Source organism: Haemophilus sp. THUN1692 (assembly GCF_059704395.1).
In genome coordinates, this window is sequence record NZ_AP046579.1 from 1612512 (window position 1) to 1626457 (window position 13946).

11 protein-coding genes are annotated in these 13946 nt (G+C 39.6%); 6 read left to right on the plus strand and 5 right to left on the minus strand.

Translation table 11 applies throughout. The features are described from left to right. The first annotated feature begins 435 nt into the window (after window positions 1-435). The 3 genes from AC6H0A_RS08160 (at window position 436) to AC6H0A_RS08170 (ending at window position 2792) form a co-directional block, all read left to right on the plus strand. Window positions 436-990 carry a Panacea domain-containing protein gene (locus AC6H0A_RS08160; RefSeq protein WP_005640243.1) on the plus strand — a complete coding sequence of 185 codons (555 nt, stop codon included), beginning with the start codon at window positions 436-438 and terminating at the stop codon, window positions 988-990. Next, the gene (locus AC6H0A_RS08165) at window positions 987-1295 is read left to right on the plus strand and encodes a helix-turn-helix domain-containing protein (protein WP_005640244.1); all 309 of its coding nucleotides are present in this window, start codon (window positions 987-989) and stop codon (window positions 1293-1295) included. Before AC6H0A_RS08160 ends, AC6H0A_RS08165 begins: the two co-directional genes overlap by 4 nt. A 393-nt stretch (window positions 1296-1688) precedes the next feature. Beyond that, on the plus strand, window positions 1689-2792 hold the full coding sequence (locus tag AC6H0A_RS08170; protein WP_005640246.1) for an ATP-binding protein: 1104 nt from the start codon (window positions 1689-1691) through the stop codon (window positions 2790-2792). 576 nt (window positions 2793-3368) lie between these two features. Here the strand turns inward: AC6H0A_RS08170 and AC6H0A_RS08175 are convergent. After that, window positions 3369-4823 (minus strand): aminoacyl-histidine dipeptidase, encoded by a 1455-nt coding sequence (locus AC6H0A_RS08175; protein WP_005640248.1) that lies wholly within the window; start codon window positions 4821-4823, stop codon window positions 3369-3371. Window positions 4824-4929: 106 nt separating this feature from the next. Between AC6H0A_RS08175 and gpt the strand changes: the two genes are divergently transcribed. Then, the gene (gpt, locus tag AC6H0A_RS08180) at window positions 4930-5397 is read left to right on the plus strand and encodes a xanthine phosphoribosyltransferase (RefSeq protein ID WP_005632242.1); all 468 of its coding nucleotides are present in this window, start codon (window positions 4930-4932) and stop codon (window positions 5395-5397) included. Between the two features lie 76 nt (window positions 5398-5473). Here gpt and glpK read toward each other — a convergent pair whose 3' ends face one another. The 4 genes from glpK to glpT all read right to left on the minus strand — a co-directional run bounded on the left by glpK (window position 5474) and on the right by glpT (window position 10671). After that, window positions 5474-6985 carry a glycerol kinase GlpK gene (gene glpK, locus AC6H0A_RS08185; protein WP_005640250.1) on the minus strand — a complete coding sequence of 504 codons (1512 nt, stop codon included), beginning with the start codon at window positions 6983-6985 and terminating at the stop codon, window positions 5474-5476. A 20-nt stretch (window positions 6986-7005) separates the two neighbouring features. Next, on the minus strand, window positions 7006-7800 hold the full coding sequence (locus AC6H0A_RS08190) for an MIP/aquaporin family protein (RefSeq protein WP_005640252.1): 795 nt from the start codon (window positions 7798-7800) through the stop codon (window positions 7006-7008). Between the two features lie 209 nt (window positions 7801-8009). Next, window positions 8010-9125, minus strand: coding sequence for a glycerophosphodiester phosphodiesterase (gene glpQ / locus AC6H0A_RS08195; protein ID WP_005640255.1), 1116 nt, complete (start codon window positions 9123-9125; stop codon window positions 8010-8012). Window positions 9126-9228: 103 nt separating this feature from the next. After that, on the minus strand, window positions 9229-10671 hold the full coding sequence (glpT, locus tag AC6H0A_RS08200) for a glycerol-3-phosphate transporter (protein WP_005640257.1): 1443 nt from the start codon (window positions 10669-10671) through the stop codon (window positions 9229-9231). Window positions 10672-10964: 293 nt separating this feature from the next. Here glpT and glpA point away from each other — a divergent pair, with 293 nt between their 5' ends. Together glpA and glpB are read left to right on the plus strand one after the other, a co-directional pair. Continuing rightward, window positions 10965-12656, plus strand: coding sequence for an anaerobic glycerol-3-phosphate dehydrogenase subunit A (gene glpA, locus AC6H0A_RS08205; protein WP_179230910.1), 1692 nt, complete (start codon window positions 10965-10967; stop codon window positions 12654-12656). Further along, entirely contained in the window at window positions 12646-13944 is a 1299-nt protein-coding gene (gene glpB / locus AC6H0A_RS08210; protein ID WP_005640261.1) for a glycerol-3-phosphate dehydrogenase subunit GlpB, read from the plus strand. The genes glpA and glpB overlap by 11 nt, the downstream gene beginning before the upstream one ends. Window positions 13945-13946 lie beyond the last annotated feature (2 nt).

Below are 13946 nucleotides of genomic sequence, written 5' to 3' on the forward strand. Positions count from 1 at the left end.
CGTGCCCAAAAATAGGCTTTCCGTGCCCAGTCAAAAAATAATCAATCTTTCACCGTGCCCAATTTGTGCCCAGCCGTGCCCAGTGCATTGGGCACGAAAATCGCATTTAAGTTATTGATTTTAAAGGTGCGTGCCCAAATGCCCAGCGTGCCCGGTGTTTTTTAGTTATCTATACACTTTTTTATTTTTTTAGGTGGTGGATAGCTCTGATTGATTCATAGGTAAAACTTTACTAAACGTAGTGGAGATAAGAACAAGGCTTAGTGCAGTGCATTGAGCCTTTTTTGTTATAAAGCAATATAAATCACTATTTACACCCGTTTATATTTAAATAACGACCTTTGAATGTTGCTTTTTGATGATGTGCCTGTAAAATTCTTGCTCAATCGAGGGGAACGCCTAAGAGAAACATGAATTAAAAAAAGGGGGGAGATTATGCTGACTTGTTATGATGTAGCAAATTATTTTCTAGCAAAATATGGCACATCTTCTAAAGAAAATGACTTAATCTCAAACTTAAAACTTCAAAAGTTAGTTTATTATGCGCAAGGGTTTTCTATCGCATTATTCGATGAGCCATTATTTAATGACCCTATAGAGGCATGGGATTACGGCCCAGTTGTTAGCGCACTCTATCAATCATATAAAACCTATAAATCTGATGCTTTGCCAACCCCTAGTAACTTTGATGAGTCTATTTATCCTAAACATATAGGCAAGCTATTAGATGATGTTTATTGTGAGTACGGTCAATTCTCCGCATGGAAATTAAGGGATATGACACACGAAGAAGAGCCGTGGTTACAAACTTACGAGGCGGGGAAAAACAAAATAATTTCAATATCCCTATTAAAATCATTCTTTCGCACACAGGTTGGTAAAATCAATCATTATTCTTTTACTTATGATTTAGAGCGAATAACGCAACGCGTAAATGATGATTTTGACACGATACCAAATCTAGCTAGTGCAAAGGAGCTAGAGCAATGAGTGAATTATTTGATGAGCTTATAGAGGGGCTAAATGCCTATAAAGACTTTACACAGGGGAAAATAACGCTAAGAGTAGAGACTCGCGAACGAATCGAACCTGCAAGCATTACGGCAGAGGAAGTGAAAGCTATTAGAGAGAAATTAAACCTTTCTCAAGCTGTCTTTGCGCAGAAGTTACGAACCAGTGTAAGAACCTATCAAGGTTGGGAGCAGGGCAAAACCAAACCTAGCGCGCACGCCTCTTTATTGTTGCGTATGGTGGATAAAGCACCGCAAACCTTTGAGCTTATCGCTGGGATATAATAATCAATCATCAACGCTATTAATGATAGAACGCCTACTTTAGGCGTTTTTTTATTGAGTTTTGCGACCAGTACGCGCACGCGAGGGGTAAAATCGCTATGGGCTTACCTGTCAAAACCGTACATTCAACTCAATTTTTACAACCGCAAAATTAATATTTTAGATGAAAGATGATGATGCCTAGAAACCTAAAAATTAGCCGAAAACCGCGCGCCCGAAACCCCGTGGAAAGGGGATCCTCTTAGGAGTACCTTTTAATCTCTAGCTACTAGCGATAATCATCACTCATCATTGCACGACAAGCAGCAGAAATAGTATAAAGTTTTATACATTTTTATACATTGAACGTATAATTATACAAAGAGAGTATAAAATAATATAAAGAGGCTAAAAATGACACAGGCAGACCCGCTTTATTTCCCCCGTTCTGAATTAGCAGAGCGGTTATTATCAAGTCTAAAAGACGGAATATTGCACGCTATAACCCTTTTTGCTCCCCGTAGAATGGGAAAAACCCAATTCTTGCTTAATGACGTAAAGCCGAAAGCAGAGAAATTAGGGTTTAATGTGTTCTATTTTAGTTTTATGGATCGCACTAGTAACGAATTGGGCAATGTTTTTACGCGCGAGTTAATACATTTTCTTGATGAGGTGGACGGTAAAACTAATAACTTGTTTGATAAACTAAAAGCCATTGACTTAATGGGTGTAGGCGTTGAATTACAAGATAAAACTCAAACTAAACTTGATGAATTAAGCCTTGTTCAGATTATTAATGCCATTACAGAATCTAGCAATAAACCCGTTTTAATGTTACTTGATGAAGTTCAAGAGCTGGCGAGAGTGAGCCATACAGTAGGTCTGATTCGTTCATTGCGCACTGGTTTAGATATAAATCAACAAAAGATAAAAGTGATTTTCACAGGGAGTAGCACAAATGGATTGCGGGCAATGTTTAATGACAACAAAGCACCGTTTTTTCATTTTGCACACCCTTTAGATTTCCCAAATTTAGGCAAGGATTTTACTGATTTTCTAGCCGATATTTATCACAGCAGAACAGGGCAAGAAATCGACAAGCGTCAGTTTTATGAACTCTTTGAACGATTTAATTTTACCCCTCTTTATATGCGCTCAATCGCTCAAGATATGATTATCAACCCTAATCTATCACTTAAACAGGCATCAGAATATAGACTTGCTCAAATGAGTGAATTAGGCGACCATATGAAGATATGGAGCGAATTAAGCTCAATAGAGCAGGAAATATTAAAGAGCGTTGTAAATGGCGAAAATGCGCTATATAGCAAAGAAAAACGATCCTATTTTGCTAAGGCGTTAGGAGTAGAAGATATTAGCTCAAGCACAATACAAGGGAAAGTGAGAAAGCTAGAAAGAAAAGAGCTGATTACACGTAACACGAACGGCACAATAAAAATAAACAGCCCATATTTTCAAACGTGGATTAAGGAAAACAGCCAAGCAAATATCAAATAATAAAGTGCGGTCAAATAGATCGCATTTTTCTTTTTTGCTGGTGGCTAGAAGTGATTAAATGGCAAAAAAAGTGATAAATCACTTTCATTAATCACTTTATCACTTGTGTATCACTTGTTAATCACTTGTCTTTTTGTCTTTTATAATCAAATGTTTACGATGAAAAATGACCGTTAGAAGTGAATAAGTGATTAAACTTCACAAAAAAAATCTCCCGCGAAAATTTTTATTTTTTACTATAAAAGATAGTGAGCTATCATTACGTGGTTAAGATGTTTAAAGTTTGATTTTTGGCACTGGTAAATCATCATTTAGGGTTGCTCTCAAATTTGCTTAAAAAGCAATCAAAAATTAACGAAAAAATTTTTTTAGTACCATATTTTGTACTATATTTTTGATGCTAAAAAATAATATCCTTGTTTTTCATAATGTTACAGCTGAAATTCAACTCCCATTCCCTCCGCTAATCCTGTATATTTCTTCAATATTTCATTTTTATCATTTCTATTTTTTATAAAAATAAATAGCGGTCAAAACCGTTTTTAATTTTGACCGCCCTTTTTGATTAATACTGGATTACTTTGCTGGAATGTCCGCTAATACTCTCGTCAATAAATCCCAATAGGTTTGTACCGTTGCAATTTCCACTTTCTCATCTGGTGAGTGAGCATTTCGAATTGTTGGCCCGATAGAAATCATTTCAATGTGTGGATAATGTTCTTTTAAAAGACCACATTCTAATCCTGCGTGAATGACTTTCACAACAGGTTGCTCGCCTAGCACTTCAGCATAATGTTTGCGAGTAACGTCTAAGATAACTGAATCATTTACAGGTTGCCAGCCTGGATAAGGCGCAGAAAACTCGACTTTTGCATTCGCTAAGATTGCAAGTGAGCTAAGCATTTCTGTTACAGAATATTTACCGCTTTCAATTAATGAACGAACTAAAATGGTGCTTTTTACAGCGTTACCTTCTGTTTTCAATACGCCAACACTTAATGAACTTTCTACAACATTTTTAACTACATCACTATTGCGGATTACACCGTTTGGCAATACGTTGAGTGCGTTAATTACCGTTTGAGTACTTTGTGTAGTGAATACGGTATGGGCTTTTTCTGCTGACTCTACAAAAAGTGAGAAATTAGGTTCTGCAATTGCTAATTCTTCTTTAAGAACAGCTGCTAGATTTTCTACCGCACTTTCTATGGCTTTTACATTACCATTAAAGGCTAATACGGCTACAGCTTCTCGAGGAATTGCATTACGAATTGAGCCACCACGAATTTCAGAGAGCGCAAAGTGCGGTTCATTTTGAGAGAGTTTTGCTAATACTCGCGCTAACACTTTGATTGCATTTGCACGCCCTGTATGGATATCGCCGCCAGAGTGGCCGCCACGTAAACCTTTAAGGGTGATTTGTGCGCTGTGCTCAAACGTATTGGTTTCATATTGAACTGGAATTTCGAAGTTTGCGTTAATCCCGCCCGCACAACCAATGTAAATTTCGCCAATTTCTTCGGTATCTGTATTGATTAAAATCTCAGATTGTAACCAGTTATGACGCAAACCTTTCGCGCCATCCATGCCGGTTTCTTCTGTCATTGTTAAAAGCACTTCAAGAGGTGGATGCGCTAAATCATCGCTTTCTAACACCGCTAAAGTAGAGGCTAAACCGATACCATTGTCAGATCCTAACGTTGTACCTCGTGCTTTCACCCATTCCCCGTCAATATAAGGTTGAATCGGATCTTTGGTAAAATCATGTGGATTGCCTTCATTAGCTTGCGGCACCATATCTAAGTGCGCTTGTAGAACAACAGGCGTGTGATTTTCCATTCCTTTTGTTGCGGGTTTACGAATGAGGACATTCCCCACCTCATCGCGTTCAACAAAAAAATGCTTTTCTTTCGCCCAGTTTACAATAAAGTTAGCTAACGCATCTTCATGATGAGAAGGATGAGGGATTGCACAGATTTGATCGAACCATTTCCACAGTAATGCTGGTTTAAGTATTGTAATTTCAGACATAGTCACTCCTTTTTACTGAAAAATTTCATGAAATAATAGCATAAAACGCCATTTCGGGTTATCCTTACGCAATTTTTATTTATCGATAAATTTCTAAGGTGCAATTATGAGCGAAAAATATGTGGTGACTTGGGATATGTTCCAAATGCATGCCCGCAAATTATCTGAACGTTTACTTCCGGCTTCTCAATGGAAAGGTATTATTGCGGTGAGCCGTGGTGGTTTATTTCCAGCAGCTGTTTTGGCTCGCGAGTTAGGCCTTCGCCATATTGAGACTGTTTGTATCGCTAGTTATCATGATCATAACAATCAAGGTGAATTACAAGTTCTTCATGCTGCTCAGGTGCCAAATGGTGGTGAAGGATTTATCGTTGTAGATGATTTAGTTGATACCGGTAATACAGCGCGTGCGATTCGTCAAATGTACCCTAATGCAAAATTTGTGACTGTATTTGCAAAACCTGCAGGTGCAGAATTAGTGGATGATTACGTGATTGATATTCCACAAAATACTTGGATTGAGCAACCTTGGGATTTAGGTTTAACCTTTGTTCCACCTCTATCTAGAAAATAATTTTTATACAGATACAGAATAAAAGAGCGGTCAAAATAAAAGAAGTTTTGACCGCTCTTTATATGAGAATTATAAATTATTCTTCATCTTCTTTTGCCCATTCTAATGAGCGTTTAACGGCTTTTTTCCAGCCTTTGTAGCGACGTTCGCGTTTGTCATTGTCGCTGTCTGGACTGAAAGTGCGTTCTACACGGGCTTTATCGCGAAGCTCGTCTAAATCTTTCCAGAAGCCTGTTGCTAAACCAGCAAGATAAGCAGCACCTAGAGCGGTCACTTCTTTCACGACTGGACGCTCAACATTTACATCTAAAATATCAGCTTGGAATTGCATTAAGAAGTTATTGTTTGTCGCGCCACCATCCACACGGAGATATTGTAAACGTTCACCAGAATCTGATTGCATAGCCTCTAAGACATCACGGGTTTGGTAAGCAATAGATTCTAAGGTTGCACGAACGATGTGATTACGGTTTGCACCGCGAGAAAGACCAAAAATTGCACCGCGCGCATATGGATCCCAATATGGTGCACCTAAACCCGTGAAAGCTGGAACAACATATACGCCATTACTATCAGTCACTTTTTGTGCAAAGTATTCAGAGTCAAAACTGTCGTGAACAATTTTGAGTTCATCACGGAGCCATTGTATTGATGCACCCGCGATAAATACAGAACCTTCTAAGGCATATTCTGGTTCGCCTTTTGCATTACAGGCAATGGTTGTGAGAAGTCCATTTTTGGATGTAATGGCTTTATTACCTGTGTGGAGCAACATAAAGCAGCCTGTGCCGTAAGTGTTTTTGGCTTGGCCTGCATGTACGCAAAGATGTCCGTAAAGAGCGGCTTGTTGGTCACCTGCAATCCCTGCAACAGGAATACGAACACCACCTTTACCACCGATATTGGTTTGGCCGTAAATTTCAGAAGAATTACGTACCTCAGGTAACATTGAACGTGGAATATTCAAGATTTCAAGCATCTTGTCGTCCCATTGCTTGGTGTGAATGTTGAATAACATGGTACGAGATGCATTGGTATAATCTGTTACATGCACTCGGCCTTGAGTCAGTTTCCATACAAGCCAAGTATCAACGGTACCAAATAATAATTCGCCTCGTTCTGCTTTTTCTCTAGCACCTTCAACGTTATCCAAAATCCATTTTACTTTTGTACCAGAGAAGTAAGGGTCAACCACTAAGCCTGTGGTATTACGAATGTATTCCTCATGACCATCGTCTTTTAATTTATCGGTAATGTCTGCTGTACGGCGGCATTGCCATACGATAGCGTTGTAAACAGGTGTACCAGTTGCTTTTTCCCATACAATGGTGGTTTCACGTTGGTTGGTGATACCGATAGCGGCAATTTCATCAGATGTAATGCCCGCTTTTGCAACGACTTCGTTTAAGGTTGAGCTTTGAGTTGCCCAAATTTCCATTGGGTTATGTTCTACCCAACCAGCTCGAGGGTAGATTTGGGTAAATTCACGTTGTGCAATTTCAACCACATTCGCATTATGATCTAATAATACTGCGCGAGAGCTTGTTGTACCTTGGTCTAATGCAATGATGTATTTTTTGTCTGTCATAGTATTACTCCTTCAAATAATTATTCGCAGCCGCAATTACAAGGTAAATTGCCGCCAATTGCTTTTTTGTATAACCATGCACCAGCTAATGCGCCTAAAACAGGTGCAACCATTGGAACGATAAAATAAGGGATTTCACGTCCGCCAGTTAAAGCGAGTTCGCCCCAGCCAGCGAGATAAGCAAAGAATTTTGGTCCGAAGTCGCGTGCTGGATTCATGGCAAAACCGGTTAAAGGGCCCATAGCACCGCCGAGAACTGCGATTAATACACCAATTAGTAATGGGGCAAGTGGACCACGAGGTACACCGTTTCCATCGTCAGTTAATGCCATAATTAATGCCATAAGAATTGCAGTAATCACAAATTCCACAGCAAAGGCTCCACCAATGCTTAAACTTGGATAAGGATAAGTGGAGAATGTACCCGCAAGGCTCAAACTTTCTTGTGTACCACGAACAATATTGTGGGCTGTTTCATAATCGATAAAAACATTACGGTATAAGGCATAAACTAATGCTGCAGCAAAGAATGCGCCGAGCATTTGTGAAATGATGTAAGGAATTACTTTTTTGCCGTCAAAGCAAGCAAATTTCCAAAGGGCAATGGTTACTGCTGGGTTTAAATGAGCGCCAGATAAACCAGCTGTTGCATATACTGCAAGAGCAACGCCCATCCCCCACATAATGCTGATTTCCCACAAGCCAAAACTAGCGCCTGCTACTTTTAGTGCTGCAACGCAGCCCACACCAAAGAAAATCAATAAGGCTGTACCTAAAAACTCGCCAATACAGTTAGCTTTTAATGATTTATCCATAGATCACTCCTTAGAAGTGCGGTTGAAACGAAGGGTGTTTTCCCTAAATAAAAGGGAAGAAGAATCTATTAAAAAAGAATACGGAGTGTTTTGAAATAGCCTCCTTATTTGAATTCTAGGTTAGAACACCTAGATTGATTATGATGTTACTCTGTTAGAGTAGATTTTTAGTTTCTACGATATAGAAACCTATTTAACCGTGGGTATGTTTACCCACGGTTATGAGGGATATTATTTTTCCCTTTTAAGAATTCCACGCCAGTATCTGGGAAATCAGTAAATACGCCTGTTGCACCTGATTTATTCAATAATGCATCGTACATTTGATTTACGTCTGTGAAGAATTCTGGCAATGCGTCTTTACGCACTGTATATGGATGAAGTTCAACTTTGTATTGAGCAAGCTCTTTTACTAATGGTGTGTATACAATGTTGCCTGGTTTAGATTGTTCTTTATCTACTAACATATACCAACCTGGACCAACACCATTAGCATATTTCACCACTTCTGCCATTGCACCTGGTTTAAACATCCAATCGTAATCGTAGTTTACCCATTTACCTTTCGCATCTTTTTCTTGCGTTTCTTTCCAATCTGTATAAGCTACTAATTGAACTAATTTCAAATCCATGCCCATTTTTGGAAGTAATTCAGTTTTGATACGTTTTAACTCATTAAAGTCGAAAGTTTGTAAGTAAACCATATCGGTTTTCTTATCATAGCCATATTTTTTCAACACTTTGAGGGTTTCAGCTGCAATATCTTTGCCATTTTGATGGTGGAACCAAGGTGCTTTGATTTCTGGATAAATCCCTACTTTTTTGCCTGTAGATTTTTCTAAGCCTTGGATAAATTCAATTTCATCTTCAAAGGTGTGAATTCTGAAGTGTGATTTCCAAAGTGGGAAACGACCAGGATAAACCTGTGCTTGTTTGCCATCTTTGGTTTCAAAGTTTTCTGTCATTTCTAAACTTTGAATTTCTTTTAAGGTAAAGTCGATGACATAGTAACGACCATCTTTACGGTGACGATGTGGGAATTTTTTCGCTACATCAGTCAAACCATCTAAAAAGTGATCGTGAATAACCACTAAGCGACCATCTTTAGTCATTGCTAAATCTTGCTCTAAATAATCAGCATGTTGTGCAAACGCAAGTGCTTTAGATTCTAAAGTATGCTCTGGTAAATAACCGCTAGCACCACGGTGAGCAATAATGATTTTATCTGATTTCATTTGGGTGTTTGCCATGCTTGATGAATGGCTGCTACAACCTGCAAGTACACCAGCTGCTAATAAAGAAAGCGCTAAAGTTTTAAGTTTCATAAGTATTTTCTCCTTAAGAGTGCGGTAAATTTTTATGGATTTTTTAGATTTTAGTTACAAAAAAGGCGACCAAGCAATTTGCCCGCCACCTTTTTTAAACTAATTATTTAGTTCCATAGGTATCGCCTAATTTAGCTTTATGTTTACCTTCTTCAACCATTACGACTAAGAGTAATAACACTGCTAATACGCCACCGCCGATCATTACGTAGAAACCACCGTCCCATCCGTAATGTTGAGCTGCCCAACCGATAACTACAGATGCAGAAACTGTACCACCTAAGTAACCGAATAAACCGGTGAAACCTGCTGCAGTACCTGCTGCTTTTTTCGGTGCTAACTCAAGAGCATGTAAACCGATTAACATTACAGGACCATAGATTAAGAAACCGATTAAAGTCATTAAAATGAAGTCAGTTAATTGGTATGGGTTTTGATACCATGCGCTGTAGTTCGCTAACTCAGCTTCTGGTGTAGCTGGGTTCATCCAGTACGCAACAACCGCTGCAGTAGTTAAGATCATGAAGATGAAACCTGTTAAACCACGTTTACCTTTGAACACTTTATCTGATACCCAACCACATAATAATGTACCTGGAACTGCTGCTAATTCATAGATTGTGTATGCCCATGCGGTACCTTTGATGTTGAAGTGTTTTACTTCGCTCAAGTAAACGGGAGACCATTTTAATACGCCGTAGCGGATTAAATATACGAATACGTTAGCAATCGCGATGTACCATAACAATTTGTTTTTTAATACATAAGTTACGAAGATTTCTTTTGCAGTTAAATCGTTTTCGTAAGTTTTTTCGTTATAGTCATCAGGGTAATCATTACGCCATTTTTCGATTGATGGTAAACCACAAGATTGTGGAGTATCGCGCATGACGAAGTACACAGGAATTGCACAGATCATTGCTGCAATACCAGGGTAGTATAAAGATTGTTGCCAGATGTCTTTTGCTTGCGCTTCAATACCGTGAGTGCTGAAGAAAATTGCACTAGCTAATAACACCATTGCACCAGGCATCATACCACCGATATTGTGCGCAGTATTCCAAATTGACACGATAGTACCGCGTTCAGATTTAGACCACCAGTGCACCATAGTACGACCACATGGAGGCCATCCCATACCTTGGAACCAACCATTTAAGAAGATCATCGCCCACATGATAGCGATGCCAGAGGTTGCCCATGGGAATAGACCCATTAAGGTCATACATAAACCAGATAGTAATAAACCAAATGGTAGGAATACACGAGGGTTAGAACGGTCAGACATACCAGCCATTACGAATTTTGATAAACCGTAAGCAAGACCAGCTGCAGAACCGATTACACCAAGCTCAGCTTTTGTATAAAGACCAGCTTGAATTAAACCAGGTTGTGCTAAGTCAAAGTTTGCACGCACGAAATAGTATGCGGCATAACCAAAGAAGATCCCTGCGAATACTTGCCAACGTAAGCGTCTATACGTGGAATCAATTTTTTCCGCTGGAAGTTCCGCAATATGCGGAGCGGGTTTGAATGGTCCAAACATAATTTTTTTCTCCAACTTTTAATTATGTGTAAGTTTTATCCACCCTTTATTAGACAGTAAGGGATGGGCGCATGATAAAAGAAAATAAAAAATAAGGAAGTAAAAAAAGTAAAAAATGTGAAGTGTTTCACAAAATTTTTACACCATTTGAGCGAAAGCGAAAATTATAGTGATCAGTATCACAAAATTGTTTTCTTTTGCGCTCAAAATGTTGTTAATTTGGTCGCACTTCTCTACAATGCCTGTGATTTTTATATTATTTTTTTGTTAAATTTTGGGAATTGGGGGTAAACATGGGATTATCGCCTAGCATGTACAAAGATGTTGGAGATTTCTCGCCACTCAGTACCGATGTCATTATTATCGGTGGTGGCGCAACGGGTGCAGGTATTGCGCGTGACTGTGCACTTCGTGGCATTGATTGTATTTTATTGGAACGCCGAGACATCGCAACGGGTGCGACAGGACGTAACCACGGATTATTACACAGTGGTGCACGTTATGCCGTGAACGACCAAGAATCTGCTGAAGAATGTATTAAAGAAAACCGCATTTTGCGCAAAATTGCGCGTCATTGCGTAGATGAAACGGAAGGCTTATTTATCACGTTGCCTGAAGATTCTCTCGACTATCAAAAAACCTTCCTTGAGAGCTGTGCAAAATCTGGAATCGATGCGCAAGCCATTGATCCGGATTTAGCTAAAATTATGGAGCCTTCTGTAAACCCAGATTTAGTGGGGGCAGTTGTTGTGCCAGATGGTTCTATTGACCCATTCCGTTTAACAGCCTCTAATATGATGGATGCGACAGAAAACGGCGCAAAAATGTTCACTTATTGCGAAGTAAAAAATTTGATTCGTGAAGGTGGAAAAGTGATTGGTGTGAATGTGTACGATCATAAAAATCGTAGAGAACGCCAATTTTTTGCACCACTTGTTGTGAATGCTGGTGGTATTTGGGGACAAGGGATTGCGGAATATGCTGATCTCAAAATCAAGATGTTCCCCGCGAAAGGTGCATTGCTCGTAATGGGTCATCGTATTAATAAACTTGTAATTAACCGCTGTCGTAAACCAGCTGATGCGGATATTCTTGTTCCAGGCGATACAATTTGTGTTATTGGTACAACGTCAAGTCGTGTTCCTTATGATCAAATCGATAACATGCAAGTGACGCCAGAAGAAGTAGATATTCTTTTCCGTGAAGGTGAAAAACTTGCACCGAGCTTGCGTCATACTCGCGTATTACGTGCTTATGCTGGGGTGCGACCATTAGTTGCAAGCGATGATGATCCATCTGGTCGTAATGTGAGTCGTGGTATTGTGCTACTTGACCACGCAGAACGTGATGGCTTAGATGGCTTTATTACTATCACTGGTGGTAAGTTAATGACTTATCGTTTAATGGCTGAATGGGCGACCGACCTTGTTTGTGAAAAACTCAATAAAACGGCACGTTGTGTAACTGCAGAGCAACCTTTGCCTGGCTCTACTGAAAGCCGTCAAGAAACCAATCGAAAAGTCATTTCATTACCAAGTACCATTCGTTATTCCGCCGTGTATCGTCATGGTTCACGCGCTACTCGTTTGCTTGAAAAAGAACGTTTAGATCGTTCAATGGTGTGCGAATGTGAAGCGGTGACGGTGGGCGAAGTTCGTTATGCGATTGATGAACTAGGTGTAAATAACATTGTGGATTTACGCCGCCGTACTCGTGTTGGTATGGGGACTTGCCAAGCTGAGCTTTGTGCATGTCGTGCTGCAGGCTTAATGAACCGTTTTGAAGTGGCAACACCAACTCAATCAACCACTCAACTTTCTGCCTTTATGGAAGAACGCTGGCGCGGTATTGAGCCGATTGCTTGGGGTGAAGCTATTCGCGAAGCCGAATTTACATCTTGGATGTATGGTAGCGTATTAGGTTTAAATGATGTGAAACCGCTTGATGAACAAGCACAACAAGGGACGGATAGCAATGAATTTTGATGTAGCCATTATTGGCGGTGGTTTGGCGGGTTTAACCTGTGGCATCGCTCTTCAACAACGCGGCAAACGTTGCGTGATTATCAACAACGGTCAAGCAGCCATTGATTTTGCATCTGGTTCTTTAGATTTATTAAGCCGTATACCATCAACTCCAAATGGGGAAAGTCGTGCGGTAGAAAATTTAAAAGAAAATATCACCGCACTTCGTAATGAATTACCAGCCCATCCTTATAGTTTATTGGGCGCAGAGAAAGTGCTTGCTAAAGCACAAGATTTTGAACGTTTAGCCAATGAATTAAATCTTGATTTAATTGGTTCTACGGAAAAGAACCATTGGCGTGTAACAGGCTTAGGCAGTTTACGTGGTGCGTGGCTTTCACCAAATAGTGTGCCAACTGTACAAGGCAATGAACGTTTTCCGCATAAACGTATTGCTGTGCTTGGTATCGAAGGTTATCACGATTTTCAACCGCAACTTTTAGCGGCAAATTTAGTGTTAAACCCACAATTTGAGCATTGTGAGGTGACCAGTGGTTTCTTAAATATTCCACAATTAGATGAACTTCGCAAAAATGCTCGTGAGTTCCGTAGTGTAAACATCTCTCAACTTCTAGAGCACAAACTTGCATTCAATGATCTCGTTAAAGAAATTATTGAATCAGCGCAAGGTGCAGAAGCCGTATTTTTACCGGCTTGTTTTGGTTTAGAAAACCAAGAATTTATGACCGCACTTCGTGATGCAACTAAGCTCGCATTATTTGAATTACCAACATTGCCACCATCATTACTCGGTATGCGCCAGCGTATTCAATTACGCCGTAAATTTGAATCTCTTGGTGGTTTAATGATTAACGGTGATAGTGCATTGAGTGCAACATTTGAAGGAAATCAAGTACGTTGTATCAACACTCGTTTGCTCGAAGATGAAGAAATTACTGCAGATAATTTCGTACTGGCTTCAGGAAGTTTTTTCAGTAAAGGACTCATTGCTGAATTCGATAAAATTTATGAGCCAGTTTTTAAATCCGATATTATCGGTGTTGAAGGGTTTAACGATAAAGATCGTTTCACTTGGACTGCTCATCGTTTTGCTCATCCACAACCTTATCAATCTGCTGGTGTGGCAATTAATGCTCAATGCCAAGTGAAAAAGAGCTGTCAATATTTAACGAATTTATATGCCGTCGGTAATGTAATTGGTGGGTTTAATGCGCTTGAGCTTGGTTGTGGTTCGGGTGTCGCAGTTGTAACTGCCTTGGCGGTTGCTGATGAAATCTTGGCGAAATAGGG